The sequence below is a fragment of the Roseimicrobium sp. ORNL1 genome, from assembly GCF_011044495.1.
Lineage (GTDB): Bacteria > Verrucomicrobiota > Verrucomicrobiia > Verrucomicrobiales > Verrucomicrobiaceae > Roseimicrobium.
Window position 1 is genome coordinate 435017 of record NZ_CP049143.1, and the last position, 26343, is coordinate 461359.

Here is a 26343-nt window from a genome sequence, read left to right on the forward strand (position 1 = left end):
AGCCTCGCTGAGATACTTTGCACGTTAGAGGGACACGCCACGCTTCCACGGCAGGAAGTCATCTTGTCCCAATGCCACCGCCTTCGGCATGTATGCACCACTCGCGGTGGCGATCGTCAGATCCAGCAGTTCTTCACCAGCCTGTTCCACCGTTTTCTTTCCGGTGATGATGGGGCCGGCATCATAATCAATGACGTCACCCATGCGGAGGGCGAGTTCGGTGTTCGTGGAGATCTTGAGCGTGGGGCAGATGGGATTGCCGGTGGGGGTGCCCAGGCCGGTGGTGAAGAGCATCACCGTGCAGCCGGCACCTGCGAGGGCGGTGGTGCTTTCCACGTCATTGCCCGGAGTGCATACGAGTGCGAGGCCGGACTTTGTGATGGGCTCGGGATAGTCCAGCACATCAGTCACCGGTGAGGTGCCGCCTTTCTTTGCGGCGCCGGCGGACTTGATGGCATCGGTGATCAGGCCATCGCGGATGTTGCCGGGTGAAGGATTCGCATCGAATCCGCTGCCACAGGCTTCCGCAGCTTTCTGGTAGGAGCGCATGAGTTGCACAAAGCGATCTGCGAGAGATGCGGTCACGCAGCGATTGCTGAGTTCCTGCTCGATGCCGCAAAGTTCGGGGAATTCCGAAAGCGCTGCGGTGCCGCCGAGAGCGACCAAGAGATCCGCCGTGTGGCCAATCGCAGGATTCGCGGAGATCCCCGAGAAGCCATCGCTGCCGCCACACTCCACGCCCACGATGAGATCGCTGATGGCGCATGGCTCGCGCCGCAGTTCGTTGGCCTCGGCGACTCCCAGAAAGGTGGTCCTGATGGCGCGGCTCATCATGTCCTGCTCCGAAGCGGACTTCTGCTGCTCAAAGATGTGCAGCGGCTTGGAGAAATGCGGATGCCGATCCGCGAGTGCCTTCTCCAGCACGCTGACCTGCGCATGCTGGCAACCGAGGCTCAGCACCGTGGCGCCGGCGACATTCGGATGCGCGATGTATCCCGCGAGCAGCGCGCAGAGCGCTTCCGCATCCTGCCGTGTGCCGCCGCATCCCAAGCCATGCTCCAGAAACTTCACACCATCCACATGCGGGAACAGCGGCTGTGGCAGCGCAGTCTTCTCAAAGGCTGCCGTGAGTGATTCGAGTTCCGACTTCGACGCACCCTTCTGATGCATCGTGGCAAGTTGTCGTGCGAACTGCTGGTACGGCCCGGTCTTCTTGTACCCGAGTTCCGTCAGCAAGGCCTCGCGCATGAAGCCGAGATTGCGGTTCTCACAAAACACCAGCGGGATCACCACCCAGTAGTTTGCAGAACCAGCGCGCCCGGTGGGACGCTTGTAGCCTGCGAAGGTGCGCGACTTCCAGCGCGAGACATCCGGTCCGCTCCACGCGAAGTCCTGCTGCTTGCCGCCGAAGGCGTCCGAGTCGTGCTTGAGATTGTGCGTGTGCACAAGCGCTCCAGCCGTAATGGCCTGCGTGGTGCGGCCCACCGTGACGCCATACATCGTCACCCGATCTCCAGCGGCGAAGTCGTGCGCGGCAAACTTCTGTTTCGCGCCCACATCTCCCGGAAGACTCCAGGATTCGTGATCGAGCTGATAAGTCTGACCCGCTTTCAATGGCTGGAGTGCCACAATGAGATCATCGGCGGGATGGATGCGGAGGATGGAGCGCATGAGCGGGTGGGTGAAACGCAAGATCGGCATTGAGCCGCTGATAATCAAGTGGTGCCGTAAGCCACATCACGGCGGGATCTGGGGATTTGACCTTCGGGCGAGAGAACGGAAAATCCCGAACGTTTACATTGCATCTGCGACCCATTCTCAATACCTTCGGACCCGCATCATGCCCACTGCCACCACCCTCTGCCAGCTCCCTCCCGGCGCCTCCGCGGTCATCGAAGACATCCCCGTTGGGCATGATGAACATATCACGCGGCTGCGTGAGCTTGGCCTGGTGCCAGGCACCCGTGTCCGCCTTGTGCGTCGCGCCCCCCTGGGAGATCCCATTGAGATCTCGGTCCGCGGTTCCCGCCTCGCCATGCGCCGCAGCGAAGCGCAGCACATCAAGATTCTCCCCCAGTAGTTCATTTTCATGCCTGGAGCTGTAGCTGATGCATTGCCGGAGCAGCCGGCGAGTGTTGCCACTCGCGAGACGCTGTTTGCCATCGTGGGCAATCCGAATTGTGGGAAGAGCACGATTTTCAACGCGCTCACCGGCCTGAAGCAGAAGGTGGCGAACTATCCCGGCGTGACCGTGGAGAAGCGCGAGGGCTCCTGCATGTCCCTGCACGGGAAGCGGATGAAGCTCATCGACCTTCCCGGTGCCTACAGCCTGAACGCACGCTCGCCCGATGAGGCCGTGGTGCGTGATGTGCTCTTTGGCCGACGTCGGGATGTCCCGCGCCCGGACGCCGTCGTGATCGTGGTGGATGCGTCGAACCTCGAACGCAATCTCTACCTTGCTACCCAGGTGCTGGAACTGGGATTGCCGACCATTGTGGTGCTGAACATGATGGACGTGGCCGAGGCCAAGCAGTGGCGCATCGACCTTGCCCAACTCAGTCAGCATCTCGGGGTGCCCATCATCCCCATGCAGGCCAGCATTGGCAAAGGCCTGGTGGAACTGAAGGCGGCCATGAGCCGCAAGCTCGAAGCGCCCCCGAAACATGAGGCTCCCATGCCAGCGGACATCACACGCGCGCTGATTGAGGTGCGCGGTGATCTGGTGAATGCCGGTGCCCTGCACAATGAGGCTTCGCTGCTGGAGCCGCTCTATTTGATTTCGGATCACGATCCTGAGCATTACGGGATCAAGGACGAGCACGTGAACCGCATCGCCGCGGCACACGATGCGCTGGAGAAGAAGTTTCCCGGCTGGGAGGACACGCTGGCTGGCGCGCGCTATGAAGCCATTGAAAAGTTGCTGGGTGGCGTCCTCCGCCGTCCTGAGCGCGAGGAGAGCACCTTCACGGACAAGCTGGACCGCGTCCTGCTGCATCCCGTGTGGGGCATTCTCTCGCTCGCAGGCATGATGTTCGTCATGTTCTACGCGGTGTTCAGCCTCTCGGAGGGTGCCACCACCTGGATCGAAGACACGTTCGGCGCGCTGGGCTCTTGGGTGGAATCCACCATGCCCGCCGGCGATCTGCGGGACCTGATTGTTCAGGGAGTTATTGCCGGGGTCCAGGGTGTCGTGGTCTTTCTTCCGCAGATTCTCATTCTCTTCCTCTTCCTCGGGCTCATGGAAGACACAGGTTACATGGCTCGTGTGGCTTTCATTCTGGATCGCTTGATGGGTGTGGTGGGATTGAGTGGAAAGTCATTCATTCCATTTCTGAGCTCCTTCGGCTGCGCGGTACCGGGAATCATGGCTACCCGTACGATTCCCGGATTGAAGGATCGCATCGTCACCATCTTGGTGGCGCCATTGGCGAGCTGCTCCGCGCGCATCCCGGTCTACACGCTGATGATTGCAGCCATGCTGCCGTCTGATCGGGCTTCCACCATGACCAAGGCGCTCATCATGCTCTCCATGTATGCTCTGGGCACCTCCGGCGCGTTTGCTCTCGCATGGTTGTTCAAGCGTACGCTGATGAAAGGACAGAGCAGCCTGATGGTGCTGGAAATGCCCAGCTACAAGCGTCCTGCATTCAAGCACGTCCTGCTCTTCATCCTTGAGCGTGCCCGCATCTTCGTGCGCCGTGCGGGTACCGTAATCCTTGGTCTCTCCATCCTCCTGTGGGCGGCGATGACCTATCCCAAAACAAACACTGAGGACAAGTCCGTGCAGCTCGCCAACAGCTTTGCCGGACAGGCGGGCCACTTCGTGGAGCCAGTCATCAAGCCGCTGGGCTTTGACTGGCAGATTGGCATCGGCCTCATCGCCAGCTTCGCGGCGCGTGAAGTCTTCAACAGCACCATGGGCATCGTCTACGCGGTGCAGGCAGAGGATGATGAGGAGAATATCCAGCTTCGTGAGCACATGGCTGCTGAGAAGTGGCCTGACGGCTCCCCCGTCTTTACCCCACTGGTGTGCGTGAGCATCATGGTCTTCTTTGTGTTCGCCATGCAGTGCCTCAGCACGGTCGCCGTGGTGAAGCGCGAGACGAACGGCTGGAAATGGCCGCTCTTCCAGATTGGCTACATGACCGCCGCGGCTTGGCTGGCCAGTTTTGTTGTCTATCAAGGAGGGCGCCTGCTGGGCTTCTGACGTCATGCCTGCATCGAACGACTGGCAATCCTGGGCCGCACTCCTTGTGGTGCTCGGCACGCTGGTCATCTTCGTTCGCAGGATCTTCCGACCCAAGAAAAAAACCGCAGGATGTTCGTCCTGCGGTTCGGCGCCTAAAGCGAAGATTCCGGGTGGAAAGAAAGCCTGACTTCAGCTTCCCGGGAAGGCGCGTGCGTCGTCGCGTGTCATGCCTTCTTTGATGCGGGCCATCTTCGCGGCAGCTTCGTCTTCCACGTACACGGCCACGCCGATGACGCCGACGTTGCGTGCGCCTTTTTCGCCGCCGGACTTGGCTGCCTGGGAGTCGCGTACGGAACCGAATTCGAAGCGACGCATCTTGCCATTGTATTTCATGCCATCGATACGGATTTCGCTCTTCGGGGGAATGACATAGCCGCGCCGGCTTGCAGAGGCGGGTGTGCCACTCAGCGTATCAAGGCCATCCACAGACACCACGACTTCCACCTTTTCCTTGCCGGGGTTTTCCAGCACGATGAAGTAGCTCCTGCCTGCTTCGCCGATCACGAAGATCTTTCCGTTGGACTCGTACCACGGGAGTTTGCCGCCATACCATCCCGTATCCAGAAGAGCCCTCACCCTGCCGCCTGCCAGCTTGAAGCTGCCGGTGTGCTTCGACGAGTCGCCTAGGAACTCCGACATGGCTTTGGCGCCTTCTTCGTCGTTATAGTAGAAGGAGCCCACGGCATCCGGCGTGGACTGGCTGCGGCGGTAGAACATGGTGGCAACGGAGTTATCGGTGTATTCGCTGCCCAGTGTGGTGCCCAGACCAGGTCTACTCTCCAAGGCTTTTGATTTTTGTGGAGAAGTGGAAGGAACGGCTCCCGAGGCGGTGCGACCACCGATATAACCCTCGCTGTAGGCGACCGAGCTGCTTGAGGAGGACGAGGCGCAGGCGCCCAGCAGAAGTGCGAGACCGCCTGTCACGAGCGCGGTGCAAAGGACATGAAGACGGCGTATGGAATCGGATTCGGCTTTCATGTGCAGATTTTTCTGCATTAACCCCCGGATCGTCAAACGAAAAAGTGCAGATTTTTCTGCACTAAGTTTGAGCCGGTTCCATCTTTCCCCTTGCGCCGGGTTCAAAGTGCGGAAAATTCTGCACATGCCCGCCCCCGCTGACGAACCCCTCCCGCGCCGCGAGCGCGAAGCCATGGACATCCTCCATCGAACGGGAGAGTCCGGGGTGGGGCAGGTGCAGGAGCAGATGTCCGGTGAGCCCAGCTACTCCGCTGTGCGCGCCCTGCTGGGGCTTCTGGTGGAGAAAGGCCTCGCCCGGGTGCGGAAGGATCCTGCTTCGCGCCAGTACCTCTATGCGCCCGCCGTTCCGCTTACCCGTGCGCGCAAAGGCGCCCTGGGCCGCATGCTGGATACTTTCTTCGGCGGCTCGCCCAGCGAACTCGTTGCCACGCTGCTTGCTGAAAACGAACGCCAGCTTCCCGCGGAGGAACTCAAGAAAATCCGCGACATGCTGGAGGAGCATGCGCGCAAGAAGAAATCCTCCAACCGCTGAGGCACCAACACCATGATCTCTCTGCTGCTTTCCATGACCCTCGCGCTTCTGGGTGTGTTGGCGGTTGCTGGTGTTTTGCCAGCACACGCGCATGCGTTGCGCAGGAGGGTGCTGCTGGTTGGGCTCATGATTTTGATTGGCCTACCGCTGGTTCGCTGGGGTGCTTCCGTTACCGGTCTTGTTTTGGACTTCCATGTTGAAGCGAGTGGAGTGCCCGTGCCCTCAGGAGAACCACAAGTGCCCGCAGTCGGGTGGATGACGATCGTCGCAGGATGCTGGCTGCTGGGAACGGGTGCGCTGTTGTTGCGCTTGTTCGTCCGCTGGCGCGGCATGCATGCCCTCGTGGAAGCTTCGGAAGAGGCCTCGGAATCTTTGCCACATTCCATGGCCATGCATCGAATCGTTGCCGAGATGGGCCGGCCCCGGGTGCGTGTTTCGTCTCGTGTAGCCACGGCCTGTGTCGCTCTTTGGAAATGGAATCCGGTGGTGCTGCTCCCTGAGCAGGCCCTGGCATGGCGGACATCCACGCTTCGTGCCGTGCTACGCCATGAAATGGAACACGCGCGCCGCGGCGATCTCTGGTGGCGTCTTGCGGGTGAGGTGGCGCTCGCCCTCTGGTGGTGGCATCCTCTCGCTCATGTCGCTCTCCGTCGCTGGACCGAAGCGTGCGAGCAGGTGTGCGATGATGCAGTGCTGAAGTCAGGTGTGCGGCCGGAGAGTTATGCGCGTTCCTTGCTGACGCTCGCGGGTGGTGCCCTGGTGCCTACTCCGGCTCCTGCGATGGCCTTCCTCGGACGGTCGCCGTCGCGTCTGCGTCGACGTGTGGCCTCGATACTCAATCATCACGGGGCAGGGCATGCCAATCCCTCGTGGGTTGCCTGCGTGGCGATTGGAATCCTGGCGCTCGTGGTGGTGTTCGCGACCACAATGCACCTGCAGCGCGAAGATGCGGCTCACTATGCGCAGCTTCAGTCCGAGGCCCAACTCCGACTGGATGCGAATCCGTTTCCGGCGGATCCGTGAGGGGTTTCTCAGAAGCCGTAGGCCCTGGACTGCGGCAGCCTGCTGCCGCTTTGAAGAGTCCACAGCCTGCTGTGGCGATGGTGACAATCACTCGCAGCACGACACCCCCCGGGAAAGCTTGGCGACTTCGTCGCGGTACGGCGTGCAGCAGGCTGCACTGAGGGAAAGCGGCTGCAGGCATCCGCAGTCCAAGGCCTTCGGCACAAGTCACCTCAGGGGCGTGGAAACTTGATGACTCACGGATTCAAGAACGCCCCGAGCGGACTCGTCGCGGAAGCGCGCTCACTGGCATCAGCTAGGCCGATTTCATACGCGGCCCTGCCAGCTTCCACGGCCATCTTGAAGGCCTGGGCCATGCGTACGGGGTCACCGGCCACGGCAATCGCCGTATTCACCAGCACTGCATCCGCACCCATCTCCAAGGCTTCGGCGGCGTGGCTTGGAGCGCCGATGCCGGCATCCACCACCACGGGCACGGAGGCTTGTTCGATGATGATTTCGATCTGCTTCCGTGTCGTGATTCCCTGGTGCGAGCCAATCGGCGAACCGAGCGGCATCACGGTCGCGGTCCCCACATCCTGCAGGCGCTTGGCGAGCACGGGGTCAGCGTTGATATAGGGCAGCACTACGAAGCCTTCCTTCACGAGCACCTCAGCCGCCTTCAGTGTTTCCACCGGATCGGGCAGCAAGTAGCGGGGGTCGGGATGAATCTCCAGTTTCACCCAATTCGGCAATCCCGCAGCCACGGCCAGTCTTGCGAGGCGCACGGCTTCCTCGGCATTCATCGCGCCGCTGGTATTGGGCAGGAGCAGGTACTTGTCCGCAGGGATGAACTCGAGGATGTTCGCAAAGGGATCCTTCTTCCCAGTCAGGTCGGCGCGGCGCAGGGCCACCGTTACGATCTCACCTCCGCTGGCATCCAGGGCGGCGCGCATCTTTTCTCCTGAGCTGAACTTGCCCGTGCCCAGCATCAGGCGTGACCGGATCTGGCGTCCGGCGATGGTGAATGGAGTCCCTTGCGTCACGAAGTCGGTAATGAGTGAGTGCGGTGCTTCTGGTTTTGACCTTCGTCTCTTCTTAGAGCTGCACACGGCGCAGCAGTTCATCCAGCGGCATCTGCAGGCCGATGTAGAAGTCCCCGAATTCGGCGTACTTCGAGCTGACTTCGTCGAAGCGCATCTGGTACACGATGCCCTTGATGTGGTAGGTGTCGTGGGCCAGCAGCGTCACGCCCCACTCCATGAGGTCCAGGCCGGTCGAGCCGGTGATGAGCTGGCGCACCTTGCCGTGCCACTGGCGGCCCACTCGGGCGTGGCCCTGCATCAGCTCGCGGCGTGCTTCAAACTCGGTCGCGTACCAGTTGTTCCCGTCCGAGCGGCGCTTGCTCATGGGGTAGAAGCAAAGGACCGGCCAGTCAGCCATGTTCGGGTAGAGGCGGTCCTGATTGTACTTCTTCATGCGCTCGCGCCATTCATTCAGGCGCAGTTCGAAGGTGTCGCTGCCGTCCAGATCATTGGGGCTCAGGACGATTTCGGTGCCGTGCTCCTCCTGATTCTGCAGCTCGGCGCGGAGCTGTTTCTTGTACTCCTCTTCGGAGGTGGAGTACTCGCTGAGCTCCGTCATGGAGTAGTAGCTGTACACCGGCTCCAGGATGTCAGGACCGAGGCCGAGCGTAAGCTGCTTTTCGAAGAGGTTCGCATCCTGCAAATCCGGCGTCATCAGCATGAAGCCGAGGTCCGCCTTGGGGGTGATCACGCTGAAGGTCAGCAGTTGGGTGCGGGGATGCGAGCGGATGGTCTGGACCAGCTTCGCAAGGCGTGTCTTGGCCTCCTGCTGCTCTTCGGTGGTGAGTGTCTGCCACAGACCGTGATCCACCGTGTAATACAGGTGCACTACGTGCAGGCCTTCCACCGGGACGAGAGGTTTCAGGGCCGTGGCGGGCTGAGCCGAGGCCGAGGTGGAGGGGAAGGGGATGGTCGAGGACATGGGAGGCAGGGGGGAGCGAGTGGGTAAGGAAGAGGGAGGGGAATGGAGCATTGGGGGAGGCGGAAGACAAGCACCGAGGAAAAATCCCGCCGCCGTGGCCCGCATCCTGCACCAGAGACGAATACGAAAGCTGAAGACCTGTGCTGCCGGGGAAGTTTGACTGGCCAAAAAACCGTTTGAATCCCCGCCACCAGACATTACCCTGCGATCCAACTTTTACCAAAACTCGAAAAATGGCAGACGTCGAAAATAAGTATCCGCAGAATACCGCTGGCAAGTTCTACGTGGACGACCAGTGCATCGACTGTGACCTTTGCCGTGAAACTGCCCCGGCCAACTTCACCCGCGACGACGACGGTGGCCACAGCTACGTCTACAAGCAGGCGGAGAACGACGAAGAGCAGCGCCTCTGCGAGGAAGCCATGGCGGGATGCCCGGTGGAAGCCATTGGCGCGGACGGCGAGTAAGCCTCCTTTTCGCCTCTCATACCCTTTCGAAAAGCCGCGCCCGGCAGGGTGCGGTTTTTCTTTTTTTGGCAGGCCAGCTGGAGACACCGTTGCCTTCCCGGTTGCCCGTTGACTCCCACCCCTTTTCCCCTGAATCTCCCCCATGCGCTGGGCCACCCGACGAGACCGACTCCGCCACCAGGCCATCACGGACTGGCGCGGCGTGGAGGACGGCCCGCTCATGGACAGCCATGCGCAGAGTCTCGAGTCCATCATCCCCCAGATCCTGAAGACCTGGAAGCTGGATGAGCGCCTGCGCGAGGACGACGTCGCCGCTGCCTGGGAGGGCATCGTGGGCTCGTTCAATGCCCGCCACACGGCCCCCGACGGCCTGAAGCGTGGCGTGCTCACCGTGCGTGTCCTGCAGCCGGCGCTGCACCACACCCTGATGATGCAGAAGGCCTCCCTGCTGAAGCGGCTTCAGGAGCGGTTCGGTGAGAAGGAGATCAAGGATTTGCGCTTCCGGCACGGGTGACGGTCACTGGGAAGTGGACGTCGTATCAAGATAGACCTCGGTACCGATGGGAATGTCGAATACGTGAATGTCCTTCGGAAACGAGATTGGAGTGGCCTCAAGCCTCTTCGCGTCGGGTTGATAGTGGATCATCTCAAGCTCTTGAATCTTTGTTCGGATAGCCTCTCCGAGTGGTGTCCGAAGGAGCAGCGGGTCGCCTTTCCGTACGGTGGGTATCCCCTCGGTCCAAGGAATGCCCGGCACGACTACGACACCGCGACCCTGAATATGAAATCGATCGGTGACGGTGAACAGGTAAGCAAGAGTTTCCATCCTCATCCAATACTCGCCATGTCGTCCGGTGAGAGCAATTCGAATCCAGCCTGCCGCGGAACTCACAAATTGGCCCTTCCCGCCCGGTGGAATTGCGTCTAGAAATCTGGCCCCATGTCCAAGCCCACCTCCAAAAAGTCCGCCGCTGAGAGCTCGTCCGCTCCTGACGTGTCTCCGAGTGCCTCGCCTTCGGACGCCCGCGTCACCCACTGGCTGCTGGCCATCATCTGCTTTCTTTCGGGTGCCTCCGTCATGGTCATCGAGATCAGCGCGAACCGCCTCCTTGCGCCTTACTTTGGGAACAGCATCTACACGTGGACGGCGCTCATCGGCGTGGTGCTCATCGCCCTGAGCGGTGGCGCCTGGTTGGGCGGGGTGCTGGCGGACAAGATTGGCCGCGTGGATCTTCTGGCCAAGCTGCTGGCGGGTGCCGCCGTGCTTACCATGCTCATCCCCGCGTTCGCCACCTGGTTCTCACCGGAAATCTCCACCAAGGGGCTCATTGCAGGGCCCGTGTTTATCTCGCTGTTTCTGTTCGCCCTGCCCGCCATCCTTCTTGGGGCGGTGTCTCCGGCGAGCGTGCGTTTCTACAGCATGGTGAATCAGGATCGTCAGGTGGGCCATGCGGCTGGGGTCATCAGCATGCTGGGCTCACTGGGCAGTTTCGTGGGGACTTTCCTCTCGGGCTTCTTCCTGTTATCCGCCTTTGGTGTGAAGGCCATTTTCATCGGCACGGGTGCACTGCTGCTCGTGCTTGCCCTCATTGCCTTCTGGATGGCGCGCAAGCCAGCTCTCCACCAAGCGGGGGCGAGCGCAGTCATTGCGGTTGCTGGCTTGATCGGATTCTTCGTGGAGGCGCCGGTGTCTGCCGAAGTCGTTCACCGCGAAACCTCCTTCTACCACCAGATCACCGTGGAGGAGCCGAAGAACTTCCCCGGAGCGCGCCTGCTCAAGCTGGATAACACCATGGAGGGCGGCATGCGCGTCTCCGATGGCTCGCTCATCCTCGACTACCAGCACTTCTGGAGGCTCGCTCTTTTGAATGAGGACCTCAAAATCCATCGCGCGCTCTTCATCGGCGCCGGAGCCTTTGGCATGCCGGAAGAAGTGTCACGCGTGGTGCCTGGTTCCCATGTGGATGTCGTGGAAATCGATCCCGCCGTCATCAGTGTGGGGCGCCGGTTCTTCAAGCTCGACGAGCATCCCAATGTCCACGCGCACGCCAGCGATGCGCGCCGCTACCTGCGCGCAAGCGAGGGGAACTATGACCTCATCTTTGGTGATGCCTATAGCGGGCGGCAGCACATTCCTTCCCACCTCGTGACACGTGAGTTCTTCGAAGAGGTGAAATCGAACCTGAGCCCCAACGGTGTATTTCTCATGAACGTCATCTCGGCATCCCAGGGCGAGAAAGCTGAGCTGCTCTCGGCCATCATGGGCACACTGCGAAAAGTATTCCCGCACGTGGAGGTTTTCGCTGTGGGCGGCGGTACGGACATGCAAAACCTCATCCTGCTGGGCTCGAAGCAAAGCTGGAAGCCGTGGCTGGAGGACAAGTATCGCACCCCAGGCAGTATTGAGTCGCGCATGGTCGTCCGGAGACTGCTTGAGCGCCAGCTTCCGATTGAGGGGCCGATTCTTACCGATGATCTGAATCCGGTGGAAGCAATCGTTGCACGGCAGTTGCTCCGCTGGAGCAACGCCGAGTGACAGCTGTGATTCGTTCTACTCAAAAAGAAAAGCGCCTGCTGGATCCTCTCTTTACCATGGCATGAGGATCGCTGAGAAAGGCGCATGATCCCCGCCACCACTACCGCGGTCAGGAGAGTTGTTGGAGTCGGCTGGTTCGCCGCCCTGATGTTGGGTGCCACCGCAGTGGTGACGGCGAATCCGATTCCTGGGGAGGATGCGGAAGTGCCAGTCGAGATTCCGCTGACGGACGCGGCGAGGCACTACCGCCTGCAGCGACTGTACGTGAAGCAGCGTTTTGATTCACCGGTGGCCATGACAGTGGCGCCCCTGCCTGAGCCACGGCATGTGATCATGCAGCAGCGCGGCGAGGTCTGGGTGCTCCCGCAGGATGAGATCCTGGGCACGCCGGAGCGGTTCCTGGATTTCCGCGAGCAGTTGAAAAACGTCATCCTCTTCGAGGAAGGTTTTCATGGCATGGCCTTCCATCCGGACTTCGCGCAGAATGGGAAGTTCTACATCTCGTACTCCGCCGTGGAGCCGCGTCGCACGGTCATCAGCGAGATGCGCGTGATGGAGGGGAATCCCCTGCAGGCGGATCCTGGCACCGAGCGTGTGCTGCTGGAGCTGCCACACATCATGGCGAATCACTTCGCCGGCGGGCTGGCCTTTGGTCCCGACGATAAACTCTACATCGCCATCGGCGATGGTGGCATGCGTGACGAACCCTATCGCCTCGCGCAGAATCCATTTTCACTGAATGGCAAGCTGCTCCGCATCGATGTGGATGAGCGCACCGGCAATCTCCCGTATGGCATCCCGAAGGACAATCCCTTTGCGGACAAGCAGGAGTGGCGTCCTGAAATCTGGGCACTGGGTCTGCGCAACCCGTGGGGCTTCGCCTTTGACCGCGTCACGGGTCATCTCTGGCTGGCGGACGTGGGACAGGACATCTGGGAAGAGGTGAACCTGATCAAGAAAGGCCGGAACTACGGCTGGAGCGATCGCGAGGGCCCGAAGCAGGCAAACTTCCACGCCACGCCTTTCCTGCCGGATCGCAAGTATGAGGAGCCTGTCTACGCGTACATGCACTCCGAAGGCGTGAGCATCACCGGTGGATTCGTGTACCGTGGTGAGCGGCTCCCCAAGCTGGAAGGGTGCTACATCTACGGTGACTGGGGATTCGGCACACTGTCCGCACTGCGTTACGAACCGGACTCGGGGACGGTGCAGGAGCGTTTCGCGCTGTACCGCAGACCGGAAAATGCTGAGACTCCCTTCAATCCGACCATGATTTCCGAAGATGTGAGCGGTGAAATCATCATCATGTCCCAGGAGGGGAATGTGTACACGCTCATTCCCGCGGCGGGGGAGTAGGGCATACGCACAGTATAGGATTCGTGGTTTCCCTATCCGCGGCATGCGGTAGCATGAGGGCTGCATTCGTTTTGCCCGCATCTCCTCTGTCCATGCTTCAGCGCTTCCAACTCATCATCCACGCGAGCGGATTCCACGTGCCTGAAAAAGGCCAGGATCCCATCATTGGCTTTCTCACCGTGAAGCGCGTGATGGCGCACGATGAGGAGGAAGCGGGCAACGTCGCCAAAGAGGAGATGATGAATGATCCAAAGATCCTCGGGATGATGGAGCAGACCAGGGAGCACACGGGGACGGACGCCACCTGCAAGCTGGAAGTGGGCGAGTGCTTCCGCATTGGTTGGCTGCGCTGGACCCTTTCCCCACTGCCCACGCGACTGCTGGTGTATTCGGCGGAGAAGGATGCAGATCAGGAAGCGAAGTAACGCGCGGGGGCTATGACGCGGACAACGTTTTATATCATCTGGTTTGGAGGGTTTGCTTTCATCGCTGCGGTGTTGGCATCCGGACCTCTCCTCATCAGATACGCGGCACGGAAAGCAGGAGGGGTCATCCGCAAGCTTCCGCCGGACTTCCTCCGCAGCGTGGATGAGGTCTGGTCCGTGAGCGTGGGCTGGATCAATATCAGCTGTGAAGAGATCAGGTTCTATCCGGATGGCATCGGCGTTCCACTCAGGCGGGGGAACGAACTCTTCTTCCGGTTTGACGGGCTCGCCATCGCACCCAACGAACGCATGGGAGACAAGTGCATGCTCAAAATCATGTCCCGGCACAGTGGACGCGAAGTGTACGTGCCTCCCCACGTGCGTCCGGAAGTCCTGGCGTACTTGGTCGAGAACGGAGTGAAAATGCCGGAGTCGGCGGAGTGAGTGGCCCCTGATGATGGCGATGGAGACGAGGCGAGCATTCAGCGTTGCGATTCCGCAGTTTCTTTCAGCTAGAGTTCTCCTCCGGGAGACATCGCCATCTTGACAATCACCGCTCCCGGTGGTGCTCTTCTGGCCCATGAAATTATCGCCACGTCTCCTTTCGTTCGCCGCGCTGGGCTCGCTCGCCCTGGCTGTTGGTGTCTTCGCCGCCAACCCCGTCCCCGACACCGTCAAGCAGGGCGGCTTCGCCATCGGACCGCAGGCCTACTCCTTCAACCGCTTCACCGCGTTTGAGGCTGTGGAAAAGGCCGCCGCTGCCGGCGCGAAGTGCATTGAGTTCTATCCCGGCCAGAAGCTGAGCAAGGACAAGCCCGACTCCAAGCTGCATCACACCATGAGTGATGAAGACTTCGCCGCTCTCCAGGCCAAGCTGAAGCAGCATGATGTGACCGCCGTGAACTACGGCGTGGTCGGCGGCAAGGACGAAGCCGAGTGGCGCAAGATCTTCGAATTCGCGAAGAAGCTGAACCTCTACGCGATCACCACCGAAGACGTGAAGAACATCGACGTCATCGAGAAGCTGGTGAAGGAGTTCGACATCAAGGTGGGCTACCATGAGCACGCCAAGCGTCCGCTGGATCGCAGCTATGAACTCTGGGACCCGAACTTTGTGGCCAAGCTCGTGAAGGATCGCGACCCCCGCATCGGCGCCTGCGCGGACACCGGCCACTGGCAGACCAGCGGCCTCAAGCCGATTGAGTGCCTGAAGATCCTCAAGGGCCGCATCATCAGCAGCCACCTCAAGGATCGTGAAGCCATCGGTGAGAAGAAGCCGGACATCGTGTACGGCACCGGTGTGAGCGACATCGCGGGCTGCCTTGCCGAACTCAAGGCCCAGGGCTTCGATGGCAACATCTCCGTGGAGTATGAGAACAAGTGGGAAGACAACGTCCCCGACATCAAGACCTGCATCGAGTTCGTGAAGAACTGGGGCGAGAAGAACAAGTAGTCTCCTCTCCAGGCCTTTCCCCAAGGACTGATTTCAAATTGAAAACGCCGTGGCGCCTCGCGTCACGGCGTTTTGTTTTTCAGGCTTGGAGAATAGGCTGACAGATATCGTCGCTGTCTTACTGCTTCGACCGCATACCGAAGTTGCTGCCTGAAGGGCAGCAGGAGCCCAGCTCAGAGCTAGGGAGCCTTAGCGACCGACACTCTGGGTAGGATGTGAAATCCATGCCACCCTGAAAGGGTGGAGGAACGGGCACCATGGTTTCAGACGACAAACTGGATAGATTGCTCTCCTCCGCCCCTTCAGGGCGGTATCTCTTTCCATGCCCACCCAGGGTGTCGGTCGCCAAGGCTCCCTAACCCTGGGCTTGGCTCCTTCGCCCCTTCAGGGCGCAATGCGGAAGCTCATGAGCGTATCGTAGCAGTAGTCGCCAAAGCAGCTCATTGCACATGCCTCAATGAGGCACCGTCTTCCTGCGCTCGCTCTGACGTGATGGACTGTCCGCATCGCCCGCCAAGTTTCCATGGCGAAAAGTTTTTGTCATTTGCGTCACAATCGCCTGCCACTTCAAATGCAATCAGTCCAAACCATGAAGCATTCCCTCCTCAAAACCCTCGCCATCCTCATCCTTGCTGGAAGCAGCATCGGTACCGCCGCCGCTGAAGGCCCGCTGCCCTTTGAAGTGAAGGTTGGCGATCAAGCCGCGACCCACAAAGCCGGTGAACCCTTCGCGCAGATCGAAAAGCCTGTGGCTGCAGATGCTGGCATCTCCATTGGCAACAAGGCGGAGATGACCATCATCAATGTGCACAAGACCGCTGCCGACGGCGTAACCCCGGACCAGTCCGCCCAGACTGCCATCATCATTCTCCAGGGTACGAATGCTGGAAAACTTGACCAGACCATGGACAAACAGAAACTGTCCCCGGGCAAGTACCTCCTGAGCATCTCCTCCGGCGAGAACACCGCCACCATCAAATTTGAAGTGAAGTAACTCTCATTTCACCTTCCAAGAAACAAATCACATCCACATCCCAAATCAGAACAGACATGAAAGCTCTTACCATCCTCGCCCTCATGACCACCCTCGCTGCCTCTGCCGTTGCCGAAGACAAGATTGGTTTCACCCCCTCCGACACGCCCGCCACGGTGCTCAAGCGCAATGAAGGCCAGAAGGCGGAAATCCGACTGAAGTCCGGCGAGAAGCTCTCCGGCAAGGTCGCTGCCGTCGGTGAGAAGGCGGTGCACATCTCCGAGCTGACCGGCCAGGAATTCTATGACGCGGTCATCAGCTTGGATGACGTGAGCGCGGTCATCATCCGCGTAAAGTAAGTCTCCCGGTTTTCCATCAGCAGTGTGTGTAGCGGCAGCCCTGAACGGCTGCCGCTCTTTTTGCGCAGCAATTGCAGGTCAGACTCAATCTCATTTATGTATTGCAGGTGAGACACAGTCGCACTAAAACGAACGCCCCGTGCGGTACTCCCTTTAGCCCTGTCTTCAGGGCAGCCGCTGGGCTGGCATCCAACCAACAACAACACACCCTCCAATGACCCTCAGACGTCGAAGCTGCGCTGCTGCGTCCCTGCTTGTGCTCGGGACCACCGCCGCCTTCTCCCAGACCACCGCTCCCGCTCCTGCACCTGCTCCCACGGGTGGCGGAGTTACCCTCGCCCCTGTGACCGTCACAGCGGACGCGGTCACCCCCTACAGCGCGCCTGTTTCCAACACTGGCGGCCTGAAGATGGACGTGCCTCTTCTGCAGACTCCCCAGGCGATTTCCGTCATTTCCGAGGCTGCCATCAAAGATCAGGGCGTGCCCAAGCTGGAAAAGATCCTGCGCAACGTGGCCGGTGTGACACCCGGTGGCTACTACCAGGACTGGGACTACTACCGCCTGCGTGGCTTTGACGCCTCCTTCGAGACCTATCGCGACGGATTGAAGGGCGACTACGGCCTGAACTCCGAGCTCTACGGCGTGGAGCGCGTGGAAGTGGTGAAAGGCCCGGCCTCCACCCTGTACGGACAAGGCCCTCTGGGTGGTCTGATCAACCTGGTCAGCAAGAAACCCTCCCGTGACCGTGGTTTCTCCGGTGAAGTCGGCGTGGCCGGCGGCATGTGGGATCACTACGAGGGTTTCTTCGATGTGAACATCCCCCTCGTCACTCCCGTGGCGCCTGTGCAGGCTTCCGGTAAGGGTGCCAAGAACGTCGTGGTCGGCAGCCCCGGCTCGGACACCGGCGTGTATGCACGCCTGGTCGGCCTCTATCGCAACCAGGGCTCCTTCGTGGACTACGCGGATGCCGAGCGCGTCTACGTGGCTCCCTCGCTGACGTGGGACATCAGCCCGGACACCTCCATCACCTTCCTGGCTGACTACACCCATGACAATAACATCGTGGGCATGCCGCTGCCGGCCTCCGGCACGGTGCGTAGCAATCCGAACGGGAACATCGACATCAGCCGCTTCATTGGCTACCCCGGCCACTCGAATGAAATCGAGCAGTCGATCTATCGCATCGGTTACCAGTTCCGCCACAACTTCAACGATGCGGTGACTCTGCGCCAGAACTTGGCTTACACCTACATCGACCAGAAGTGGAACTCGATCATGTATCCCAGCTCACTGAGCGGGGACGGCCGCACGCTCTACGTGTATCCCTACATCTACGATGACCAGAACAACCGCTTCGCGGTGGACACCGCGCTCGACATCAAGTTCGAGACCGGTCCTATCGAGCACACGCTCATGGTGGGTGTGGATTACTTCCGCGAAGCCTATGAGAACTCGGCGACGCAGATCAACTACGATGACTTCCCCGGTTCGTACGTCGCCATCGACCTGTTCCGTCCCTCGTATCACAACCTCGTGAAGCCCTCCTTCAAGTCGTATGACGAGGATGACACGGACTCCCTCGGCTTCTACTTCCAGGATCACGCGAAGCTCACGGATCAGCTGACCCTGACCTTTGGTGGTCGCTATGACTTGCACTGGGCGGTGGATGATCGCCAGGAAGCCTTCACTCCGAAGGTGGGCGTGACGTATGAGTTCGTTCCCGGCGTCGCCGCCTATGCGAATTACAGCCGTTCCTTCCAGCCGCAGTCCTTCAGCACGGACTCCTCCGGCAGGCCGGTGGATCCCGAAGAAGGCGAAAACTGGGAAGCCGGTGTGAAGTACAACCTGGCTGAAGGCCGCATCACCGGCATGATCTCCGTGTTCCAACTGACGCGTGAGAACGTCGCCACCTCGAATCTCTCGACGCCTGATCCGTTCGACTCGACGGTTGCCGGTGAGCAGCGCTCCCGTGGCGTGGAATTCGAAATCGGCGCCGAGCTCGCTCCTGGTCTCGACTTCATCGCCGCCTACACCTACCTCGATACCGAGGTGACGGAGGACAACGACATTCCCGTGGGCACGCGCCTGCAGGGTGTGCCGGAACACGCCGCCAGCGCCTGGCTGAAGTACACTGTGCAGGACGGCCCGCTCAAGGGCTTCGGCGTCGGTGTCGGTGGCACTTACGTTGGGGACAAGGCGGGTGACGTCAATGACACCTTCACCATCCCTTCCTATGCCCTGCTCGACGCGGCTCTCTTCTATGAGCGCGAGAACTACCGCATTCAGGTGAACTTCAACAACATCACAGACAAGCGCCACTTCACTGGCTCCTACGACGATCTCTACGTCCTCCCCGGTGAGCCCTTCAACGTGAGCGCCAGCGTGACCTGGAAGTTTTGATGCTCTTAAACATGCAGTGCATCAATTGGTAGGTGGCACGTGGCAGGCGGAAACGTCTGCCACGTGTTTTTTCTACGGGTGCCCAATTCGTTTTCCCACTCCCCACGACAACCATGAAACTAACACCACTCGGCTGCGCCAGCCTTCTCTTGATGGGAAGTGTCGTACACGCCCAGAACACCGCTGCCCCCGCTCCTGCAGGCGGGCAGATTCTCCCACCCGTCACTGTGACGGCAGATGCAGAAGCCGCCACTTACAGTGCTCCCGTCAGCACGGTGAGCGGTCTCAAGACGGACACCCCGTTGCTGGAAACGCCCCAGGCCATCTCCGTGGTGACGGGTGCCGTCATCAAGGACCAGGCAGCGCGCGACCTGGGTGATATCATCAAGAACGTCGCAGGCGTGACCCCGGGCGGCTACTACTCCGAGTGGGACTACTACCGTATCCGTGGCTTTGATGCGGCCTTCACCACCTATCAGGATGGCCTGCGCGGTGACTACGATGGCATTGGCGCGGAAACGTTCGGCCTCGAGCGTGTGGAAGTGATCAAGGGACCTGCCTCCACCTTGTACGGCCAGGGGCCTCTCGGTGGCATCGTGAACATGGTGAGCAAGCGTCCGCGCCGTGAGTTCGGCGGCGAAGTAGGGTTCACCGGCGGCATGTGGGATTATTATGAAGGCACCATCGACATCAATGTGCCGTTGCTCACTCCCGGGCCTGCCCTCACGCCGACTCCCGCTGGAAAAGGTGCGAAGGCGGTGCAGCCCATCGCCGTTTCTACCAGCGATGATCTCGGCATCTACTTCCGCCTCGCCGCGCTCTATCGCGACAAGGGTTCCTTCGTCGACTACTACGACTACGAGCGCATCTTCATCGCTCCGTCGCTGACGTTTGAATGGGGTGATGACACTTCGCTCACTTTCCTCACGAGCTACTTGAGGGACGATGGCTTGTTCTCCATGCCGCTTCCGGCGCGTGGCACGGTGCTGCCGAATCCCCATGGAGAGATTCCCGTGAGCCGTTTCATCGGCGTTCCCGGAAAATCCGGCCAGATCAACCTCGATACCCTGCGTCTCGGGTATGAGTTCAAGCATCGCTTCAATGACTCGCTCTCGATGCGTCAGAACCTCGCGTACTACCGCGTGGAGCAGCATTGGAATGACATCCTGTACAATGCCGTGCTCGATGATGACCTGCGCACGCTCTATGCGAATCCCTACGACTACAATCGCGGCCTGTACCAGCGCTTCATGGTGGACACCGCGGTGGACTTCCTCTTCGACACGGGATCCATCAAGCACTCCGTGACCCTCGGCACGGACTACTACTACTCGAACCAGAAGGCCCGCTACACCGAGATCGACTACGACGATTTCCCCGGTTCGTACGTGGCCCTCGATCTCTTCAGGCCGAACTACAACATTTCCATCCCGCAGCCGACCATCCCCGGTTCCTTCGAGGCGAATGAGCACAACGTGGGCATCTACCTGCAGGACCACATGAAGCTCACGGACAAGCTGACCCTCACCGTCGGCGGCCGTTATGAGTATCTTTGGTTGAAGGACTCCGGTTCCTACGGCAGCACGCCGGTGGATGCCACGGATGATGCCTTCACACCCAAGGCGGGCATCACGTATGAGTTCGTTCCCGGCGTCGCCGCCTATGCGAACTACAGCCGTTCCTACCGCCCACAGTGGTCCTCCCGTGATGAAACCGGCGCACCCATCGCTCCGGAAGAAGGCGTGAACTGGGAAGGTGGCGTGAAGTATGATCTGCTGGATGGTCGCCTTACCGGCATGATCTCCGTGTTCCACCTCACGCGTGAGAACGTGGCCACCAGCAACCTCTCCACGGCGGATCCGTTTGACGCGACCGTGAGCGGTGAACAGCGCAGCCGTGGCTTCGAATTCGAAACCGCCGCCGAGCTGCTGCCCGGCCTGCAGTTGATCGCGGCGTATTCGTACATCGATGCGGAAGTGACCGAGGACAACGACATCCCCGTGGGAACCCCGCTGCTCGGCGTGCCGGATCACACCGTCACCGCGTGGCTGAAGTACACCGTGCAGGATGGTCCGCTCAAGGGCTTCGGCGTGGGCGTGGGCGGCCGCTACTACAGCGCCCAGTCCGGCGACACGTACAACACGTTCAACCTTCCCAGCTATGGCCTGGTGGACACCGCCCTCTTCTATGAGCGCGAGAACTACCGCGTCCAGGTGAACTTCAACAACGTGTTCGACAAGCGCCACTTCGTCGGTTCTTACGACGAACTCTACGTGCTCCCCGGCGAGCCCTTCAACGTGAGCGCCAGTGTGACCTGGAAGTTCTAGGTCAGGATAGTTTCATTTCAGTGTCAGTGTATCCCAGTCGGTTGGTGACCTGGGGCAGGTGGAAACACCTGCCCCAGGCTTGTTATTTGGGAAGGAGACTTGTGAAGCTGAAAAGGTTCTTGCTCCTTTGAAATGGCTTTGGCAGTCTCTGGAGCAATCTCAAGTGAGGACTTTCGGATGATTGCCGGTACCAAGACCACGTGCACCTACCTGATTGCGATCGGATTCAGCATCATCGTTCTCAGCACGTGGCCGACTGATACGGGCAACTGGTCAGACCTGCCTCCATGGCGCATGGCGGGCCACCTTGTCGGACTGACCGTGTATTTAGTCGGCTGGTGCCGGTATTGCCGGGGCATGGGTTATGCGTGGCCATGGGGATTGCTTGGATTCTTCTGCCCGATAGGAGTCGTGATCCTGCTGTGGCTGCCAGATCGGCATCCGGAGAAGGATGACTGGTGGAAGGAGAAGTGACTGCTCGCGCGTGCGACTGCGGCGGGCTTGGGATTCACAGCTCTCTGCAGGCCCGGCAAAGCTGATCCACCTTCGTGATCAATGTGGGAATCCGATGGGGGCCGTGCATGTGTTTCACCAACTCCGCAGCGATCATTGGGTCCATGCCGGCGGCGGTGACATACAGCGGGCGCTGACTCGTGCCGCGCAATACTGGCTGGGCGTTTGTCGAGCCACGATAGGCCGTCTTGGCAATGCCGATGACGGGCACTTCCTTTTTCAGGGCTTCATACAGATAGGCACCGAGGCCTGGCTTGTTGTCGTCCAGCCAGACGTTTCCATCGATGATGATGTGGGTAGGCTGGGGGATAGCCTGAATCACCGCCAGCAGGCAAGGCAGTTCCCGTTTGTAGAAGTTCCCTGATTCGTAGGCCGCAACCTGTCCCACACAGACCGCCTTCTCCGCGGTGGGCTGATCAGCATCCCAACTGTCGCACAGCACCGTGGCTGCGAATGCGGTATCATCCTGATAATGAACGTCGAGGAAGGCGATCATGGTTTCGGAACGAGGAGCGGGTCGACAAGCACAGAATTGCTCAATCCCACGAGCCGTGAACGCTCAGAATGAAGCCCTGGCTCCATTTTGCGAACGAAATTAGAATGATTCTTGATCTCATTCCAATCGAGCGTACCCTGTGATCCCAACCACCTTCCTCACCCTGGTTGCCCATGAAAGCTCCTCTGCCCGACCACGAAGAACCCACCATGCCGACCGACCTGCGCATGACGCCGCAGCGAAGCATTGTGCATGAGGTATTACGTGCCTCCCACGACCATCCCACGGCCACGGATGTCTTCATCCGCGCGAAGGATCGCATGCCGGGAATCTCGCTGGCCACGGTCTATAACTGCCTGGATACGTTGGTAGAACACAAGCTGGTACGGCAGGTGAACCTGGAACGCAGCTCCACCCGGTTCTGCGCCAATCTGAATGATCACGTGCATTTTCACTGCGAACAATGTGGTGCCGTCGCCGACGCCCAGCCCATCGACATGATCGAGGCGCCCAAGCTCTGGAGACTGCCGAAGGGCAGCCGCGTTACCAAGCTGGACGTCGCCATCCGCGGCCTGTGCCCCGAATGCGCCAAGAAGAAGCCACAGGCCTGACCACCGGGCCCCAGCCACCAATTTCAAATCTGTAATCTCAAATTCTCAATGAGCCTGAACATCCAAGACCTCCACGCCAGCATTCCTGACCGCCAGATTCTCCAAGGATTCACCCTCGAAGTGAAACCCGGCGAAGTGCACGCGATCATGGGACCCAACGGCTCGGGGAAAAGCACGCTCAGCAAGGTGCTGTGTGGCCACGAGGAGTACACGGTGGACAGCGGCAGCGTCATGATGGACGGCAAGGACCTGCTGGCCATGCCGGTGGATGAGAGGGCGCGCGCAGGATTGTTCCTCGCCTTCCAGTATCCCTTTGAGATTCCCGGCGTGAGCAACGCCAACTTCATCCGCGCCGCGCTGCAGGCCCGCCTGCCCAAGGGCGAAGAGCTCGACGCGGTGGCCTTCTACAAGAGGCTCTACTCCCGCATGGACCAGCTCGAGATGAGCCGTACCTTCACCTCCCGCAGCGTGAATGAAGGCTTCTCCGGCGGTGAGAAGAAGCGCAATGAAATCCTGCAGCTCATGATGCTGGAGCCGAGGTATGCCGTGCTCGATGAGACGGACAGCGGCCTGGACATCGATGCGCTCAAGATCGTTTCTCGTGGCGTGAACGCCATGCGCTCGGCGGAGCGTGGCTTCCTCGTCATCACCCACTACCAGCGCCTGCTGGACTACATCAAGCCCGACATCGTCCATGTGATGAAGGAGGGCCGTATCATCCGCAGCGGCGGCCCCGAACTTGCTCTCGAGCTTGAAGAGCATGGCTACGACACCGTGGCGAACGAACTGCAGGCGGTCTGAGCAGAACCCCCAACTTTTCCCTCATCATGAGTACTGAGACCGAGGACATTGCCGACATCAAAGTCGACAGCATTGGGGACTTCACGTTCCCCGAGCGTAACAAGTTCGATGCAGGCTTTGGCCTTTCCGAGAAGACCGTCGACTACATTTGCGATGTGAAGGGCGACCCCGATTGGGTGCGCGAGTTCCGCAAGAAGGCGCTTCAGGTCTTCAATGAAAAACCCATGCCTACGCACTGGGCGACGAAGGATCTGGAGAACATCCACTTCGACGAGTTCCGCTATTACCTCTCGGACGGGCAGAAGCCCAAGCGCACGTGGGACGATGTGCCCGAAGACGTGAAAAGGACGTTCGATCGTCTGGGCATTCCCGAGCAGGAGCGCAAGTACCTCGCTGGCGTGGAGGCCCAGTATGATTCCGAGGCGGCCTATTCCAATATCAAGGCCGCGGTGGAGGAGCAGGGCGTGATCTTTGTGAACAGCGCCGAGGGCCTGAAGAAGTACCCGGAAATCTTCCGCAAGTGGTTCGGCAAGGTCATCCCGACCGGTGACAACAAATTCAGCGCGCTGAACAGCGCCGTCTTCAGCGGTGGCTCCTTCATCTACATCCCCCCAGGTGTGAAGGTGAAGCATCCCTTGCAGGCTTACTTCCGCATCAACAGCGAGCAGTTCGGCCAGTTCGAGCGCACGCTCATCATCGCGGATGAAGGCGCCGAGGTCATGTACATGGAAGGCTGTACCGCGCCGAAGTTCGAAACGGCCACGCTGCACAGCGCGGTGGTGGAACTCGTGGCCATGAAGGACGCGAAGATCCAGTACGTGACCGTGCAGAACTGGAGCAGCAACGTCTTCAACCTCGTGACGAAGCGCGGCCTCGCCCATGAGAACGCGGAGATCCGCTGGATCGACTGCAACATCGGGAGCCGTCTCACCATGAAGTATCCCGGCGTGGTGATGAAGGGTCGCAAGGCGCGTGGCGAAGTGATCAGCATCGCCCTGGCCAACACCGGCCAGCATCAGGACACCGGCGCGAAGATGATTCACGCCGCGGATGAGACCACGAGCAACGTGATCTCCAAGTCCATCTCCATCGGCCAGGGTCGCTCGACCTATCGCGGTCTGGTGCACATCCCCAGACATCTCAAGGGCTGCAAGAACAACACCGAGTGCGATGCGCTGCTCATCAACAGCCGCAGCCGTACCGACACCTATCCCGCCATCAGCGTGCGCGGCAACCAGCATGCCACCCAGCATGAGGCCAGCGTGAGCCAGGTGAGCGCGGAGCAGCTCTTCTACATGCAGCAGCGCGGTCTCTCCGAGGCGGAGGCGATGAGCCTTTCCGTGAACGGCTTCATCAATGACCTCGTGCGTGAATTCCCCATGGAATACAGCGTCGAGCTGAAGCGCCTCATTGACCTGGAAATGGAAGGCAGCGTGGGCTGACCACGCGGACCTGCAACCCTACTGACTCGCGATTCCCGACACGACTCTCTTCAATGTCCACAGTTCTCATGTCCGCCCCTGCCACTGTCGCCACCTGGTTCAGCAAACTTCAATACCAGGCGGGCGAACGGTTCGCTGCCATGCCTTCGCCGATCCGCACGGATGAGCACTGGCGCTATGGCTCCGTGAAGCAGGCGGAAGTCATGCTCGCCATCGAGCCCGTCTCTTCCCTGAAGGATGAGGACAAGGCGCGTGCACTCAGCGAGTCCACCTCCACGCTGGACGCGGCGGTGCGTCTGGTCTTTGCCAATGACGAACTGCTGAATCCTGAAGCGCTGGGCTCGCTGCCGGAAGGCGTGACCCTCGTGCCGCTGGTCGAGGCAGCCTCCCGCATGCCGGAACTGATGCAGGAGCACTTCATGGCCCGCGAGACCACGCTGGGCGGCATCAAGTTCTCCCAGATGCACCAGGCCCGCACGCGTGCCGGTATCGTGGTGCATGTGGCGAAGGGCGTACAGATGGAGAAGCCCATCGAGGTCTTCCACTGGATTGGTGGACGCGGCGCGGTCTTCCCGCACACGCTCATTGTGGGCGAGCCGAATTCGCAAATCACCGTGCTGGAGCATCAGCGCTCGCTCGATGACGAGGAGCAGGGTGTGGTGGGCGTGACGGACCTCCATGCGCGCGATGGCGCGAAGATCATCTATGGCGTCGTACAGGACCTGAACCTCAAGAGCCGCGCGGTGCACCTCACCAGCGCCAGCGTGCACAAGGCTGCCACCGCGACCGCCCTGCTCATGAACCTGGGTGCCGCTTGGGTGCGCAATGAGAGCGTCTCCCGCATGGAAGGCGCCGGTGCCGAGAGCTACATGCTCGGCGTCTCCTCTCCGCATGACACGCAGGAGGTGGACCAGCGCACCTTCCAGCATCACGCCGCCCCGCGTGCGAAGTCGGACCTGCTGTACAAGAACGTGCTGGATGACCAGGCTCGCACCGTCTTCTCCGGCCTCATCTTCGTGGATGAAGGCGCGCACTACACGGATGCCTACCAGACCTGCCGCAACCTGCTCAACAGCGACACCTGCGAGGCGAACTCCATGCCCGGCCTGGAGATCAATGCGGACCAGGTGAAGTGCAGCCACGGCTCCACCAGCTCCCCGGTGGACAAGGACGAGCTTTTCTACCTCATGGCGCGCGGCATTCCCACCCAGGAAGCCCGCACGCTCATCACGCTTGGTTTCCTGGAAGACGTCTTCACCCGCCTGAATCACGAGGCGCTCCAGACGGCTGTGTGCCAGCGACTTGAAGAAAAATTCGCGGTGCCCTTCTGAGGCGCGATTAGGGGTATGAAGAAATCCGTGTGCTGGTGGGAAACTGCCAGCTTGCACGGCACGCGCCTTGCGCTCTTTTGAGGC

The 26343-nt window shown here is 60.3% G+C and carries 26 protein-coding genes; 20 read left to right on the plus strand and 6 right to left on the minus strand.

Annotated elements, in window-relative coordinates:
* Nucleotides 1–24: 24 nt before the first annotated feature.
* Nucleotides 25–1671: an altronate dehydratase family protein gene (locus G5S37_RS01700; protein ID WP_206026272.1), complete on the minus strand. Its 1647-nt coding sequence runs from the start codon at nucleotides 1669–1671 to the stop codon at nucleotides 25–27.
* Nucleotides 1672–1840: 169 nt separating this feature from the next.
* Here G5S37_RS01700 and G5S37_RS01705 point away from each other — a divergent pair, with 169 nt between their 5' ends.
* Complete coding sequence (locus G5S37_RS01705) at nucleotides 1841–2080, plus strand: FeoA family protein (RefSeq protein ID WP_165200134.1); 240 nt, start codon at nucleotides 1841–1843, stop codon at nucleotides 2078–2080.
* A 9-nt stretch (nucleotides 2081–2089) separates the two neighbouring features.
* On the plus strand, nucleotides 2090–4207 hold the full coding sequence (gene feoB / locus G5S37_RS01710) for a ferrous iron transport protein B (RefSeq protein WP_165200136.1): 2118 nt from the start codon (nucleotides 2090–2092) through the stop codon (nucleotides 4205–4207).
* A gap of 171 nt (nucleotides 4208–4378) precedes the next feature.
* Here the strand turns inward: feoB and G5S37_RS01715 are convergent, their stop codons facing one another.
* Nucleotides 4379–5227, minus strand: a complete 849-nt coding sequence (locus tag G5S37_RS01715; protein WP_165200138.1) for a hypothetical protein — start codon at nucleotides 5225–5227, stop codon at nucleotides 4379–4381.
* Between the two features lie 124 nt (nucleotides 5228–5351).
* Here G5S37_RS01715 and G5S37_RS01720 point away from each other — a divergent pair, with 124 nt between their 5' ends.
* Nucleotides 5352–5759 (plus strand): BlaI/MecI/CopY family transcriptional regulator, encoded by a 408-nt coding sequence (locus G5S37_RS01720; protein ID WP_165200140.1) that lies wholly within the window; start codon nucleotides 5352–5354, stop codon nucleotides 5757–5759.
* Between the two features lie 12 nt (nucleotides 5760–5771).
* On the plus strand, nucleotides 5772–6782 hold the full coding sequence (locus tag G5S37_RS01725; RefSeq protein WP_165200142.1) for a M56 family metallopeptidase: 1011 nt from the start codon (nucleotides 5772–5774) through the stop codon (nucleotides 6780–6782).
* Nucleotides 6783–7018: 236 nt separating this feature from the next.
* Here the strand turns inward: G5S37_RS01725 and G5S37_RS01730 are convergent, their stop codons facing one another.
* Complete coding sequence (locus tag G5S37_RS01730) at nucleotides 7019–7807, minus strand: thiazole synthase (protein WP_276617016.1); 789 nt, start codon at nucleotides 7805–7807, stop codon at nucleotides 7019–7021.
* A gap of 52 nt (nucleotides 7808–7859) precedes the next feature.
* Nucleotides 7860–8768: a chlorite dismutase family protein gene (locus tag G5S37_RS01735; protein ID WP_165200146.1), complete on the minus strand. Its 909-nt coding sequence runs from the start codon at nucleotides 8766–8768 to the stop codon at nucleotides 7860–7862.
* 233 nt (nucleotides 8769–9001) lie between these two features.
* Between G5S37_RS01735 and G5S37_RS01740 the strand changes: the two genes are divergently transcribed.
* Together G5S37_RS01740 and G5S37_RS01745 are read left to right on the plus strand one after the other, a co-directional pair.
* On the plus strand, nucleotides 9002–9235 hold the full coding sequence (locus G5S37_RS01740; RefSeq protein ID WP_165200148.1) for a ferredoxin: 234 nt from the start codon (nucleotides 9002–9004) through the stop codon (nucleotides 9233–9235).
* 142 nt (nucleotides 9236–9377) lie between these two features.
* A complete protein-coding gene (locus G5S37_RS01745; protein ID WP_165200150.1) occupies nucleotides 9378–9749 on the plus strand; it encodes a DUF721 domain-containing protein in 372 nt (123 codons plus the stop codon).
* 3 nt (nucleotides 9750–9752) lie between these two features.
* On the opposite strand, the gene G5S37_RS01750 is transcribed toward G5S37_RS01745, so the two are convergent.
* Entirely contained in the window at nucleotides 9753–10061 is a 309-nt protein-coding gene (locus G5S37_RS01750; RefSeq protein ID WP_165200152.1) for a hypothetical protein, read from the minus strand.
* A 114-nt stretch (nucleotides 10062–10175) separates the two neighbouring features.
* Between G5S37_RS01750 and G5S37_RS01755 the strand changes: the two genes are divergently transcribed.
* The 10 genes from G5S37_RS01755 (at nucleotide 10176) to G5S37_RS01800 (ending at nucleotide 21539) form a co-directional block, all read left to right on the plus strand.
* A complete protein-coding gene (locus tag G5S37_RS01755; RefSeq protein WP_165200154.1) occupies nucleotides 10176–11771 on the plus strand; it encodes a fused MFS/spermidine synthase in 1596 nt (531 codons plus the stop codon).
* 84 nt (nucleotides 11772–11855) lie between these two features.
* The gene (locus G5S37_RS01760) at nucleotides 11856–13127 is read left to right on the plus strand and encodes a PQQ-dependent sugar dehydrogenase (protein WP_165200156.1); all 1272 of its coding nucleotides are present in this window, start codon (nucleotides 11856–11858) and stop codon (nucleotides 13125–13127) included.
* A 92-nt stretch (nucleotides 13128–13219) separates the two neighbouring features.
* Nucleotides 13220–13552, plus strand: coding sequence for a hypothetical protein (locus tag G5S37_RS01765; protein ID WP_165200158.1), 333 nt, complete (start codon nucleotides 13220–13222; stop codon nucleotides 13550–13552).
* 12 nt (nucleotides 13553–13564) lie between these two features.
* Nucleotides 13565–13996 (plus strand): hypothetical protein, encoded by a 432-nt coding sequence (locus tag G5S37_RS01770; RefSeq protein WP_165200160.1) that lies wholly within the window; start codon nucleotides 13565–13567, stop codon nucleotides 13994–13996.
* 136 nt (nucleotides 13997–14132) lie between these two features.
* Complete coding sequence (locus tag G5S37_RS01775; RefSeq protein WP_165200162.1) at nucleotides 14133–15005, plus strand: TIM barrel protein; 873 nt, start codon at nucleotides 14133–14135, stop codon at nucleotides 15003–15005.
* Nucleotides 15006–15594: 589 nt separating this feature from the next.
* Nucleotides 15595–15999: a hypothetical protein gene (locus G5S37_RS01780; protein WP_165200164.1), complete on the plus strand. Its 405-nt coding sequence runs from the start codon at nucleotides 15595–15597 to the stop codon at nucleotides 15997–15999.
* Between the two features lie 56 nt (nucleotides 16000–16055).
* Nucleotides 16056–16337, plus strand: coding sequence for a hypothetical protein (locus tag G5S37_RS01785; protein ID WP_165200166.1), 282 nt, complete (start codon nucleotides 16056–16058; stop codon nucleotides 16335–16337).
* A 214-nt stretch (nucleotides 16338–16551) separates the two neighbouring features.
* Nucleotides 16552–18738, plus strand: coding sequence for a TonB-dependent siderophore receptor (locus G5S37_RS01790; protein ID WP_165200168.1), 2187 nt, complete (start codon nucleotides 16552–16554; stop codon nucleotides 18736–18738).
* Nucleotides 18739–18851: 113 nt separating this feature from the next.
* Entirely contained in the window at nucleotides 18852–21065 is a 2214-nt protein-coding gene (locus G5S37_RS01795) for a TonB-dependent siderophore receptor (RefSeq protein ID WP_165200170.1), read from the plus strand.
* A 177-nt stretch (nucleotides 21066–21242) separates the two neighbouring features.
* Nucleotides 21243–21539 (plus strand): hypothetical protein, encoded by a 297-nt coding sequence (locus G5S37_RS01800; RefSeq protein ID WP_165200172.1) that lies wholly within the window; start codon nucleotides 21243–21245, stop codon nucleotides 21537–21539.
* 34 nt (nucleotides 21540–21573) lie between these two features.
* On the opposite strand, the gene G5S37_RS01805 is transcribed toward G5S37_RS01800, so the two are convergent.
* Nucleotides 21574–22074, minus strand: coding sequence for an endonuclease V (locus tag G5S37_RS01805; RefSeq protein ID WP_165200174.1), 501 nt, complete (start codon nucleotides 22072–22074; stop codon nucleotides 21574–21576).
* 173 nt (nucleotides 22075–22247) lie between these two features.
* On the opposite strand from G5S37_RS01805, the gene G5S37_RS01810 reads away from it, so the two are divergent.
* The 4 genes from G5S37_RS01810 to sufD all read left to right on the plus strand — a co-directional run bounded on the left by G5S37_RS01810 (nucleotide 22248) and on the right by sufD (nucleotide 26259).
* Nucleotides 22248–22685: a Fur family transcriptional regulator gene (locus G5S37_RS01810; RefSeq protein ID WP_165200176.1), complete on the plus strand. Its 438-nt coding sequence runs from the start codon at nucleotides 22248–22250 to the stop codon at nucleotides 22683–22685.
* A 48-nt stretch (nucleotides 22686–22733) separates the two neighbouring features.
* Nucleotides 22734–23486, plus strand: a complete 753-nt coding sequence (sufC, locus tag G5S37_RS01815; protein ID WP_165200178.1) for a Fe-S cluster assembly ATPase SufC — start codon at nucleotides 22734–22736, stop codon at nucleotides 23484–23486.
* A gap of 26 nt (nucleotides 23487–23512) precedes the next feature.
* Nucleotides 23513–24928, plus strand: a complete 1416-nt coding sequence (gene sufB / locus G5S37_RS01820) for a Fe-S cluster assembly protein SufB (RefSeq protein ID WP_165200180.1) — start codon at nucleotides 23513–23515, stop codon at nucleotides 24926–24928.
* A gap of 68 nt (nucleotides 24929–24996) precedes the next feature.
* Nucleotides 24997–26259, plus strand: coding sequence for a Fe-S cluster assembly protein SufD (sufD, locus tag G5S37_RS01825; RefSeq protein WP_165200182.1), 1263 nt, complete (start codon nucleotides 24997–24999; stop codon nucleotides 26257–26259).
* Nucleotides 26260–26343 lie beyond the last annotated feature (84 nt).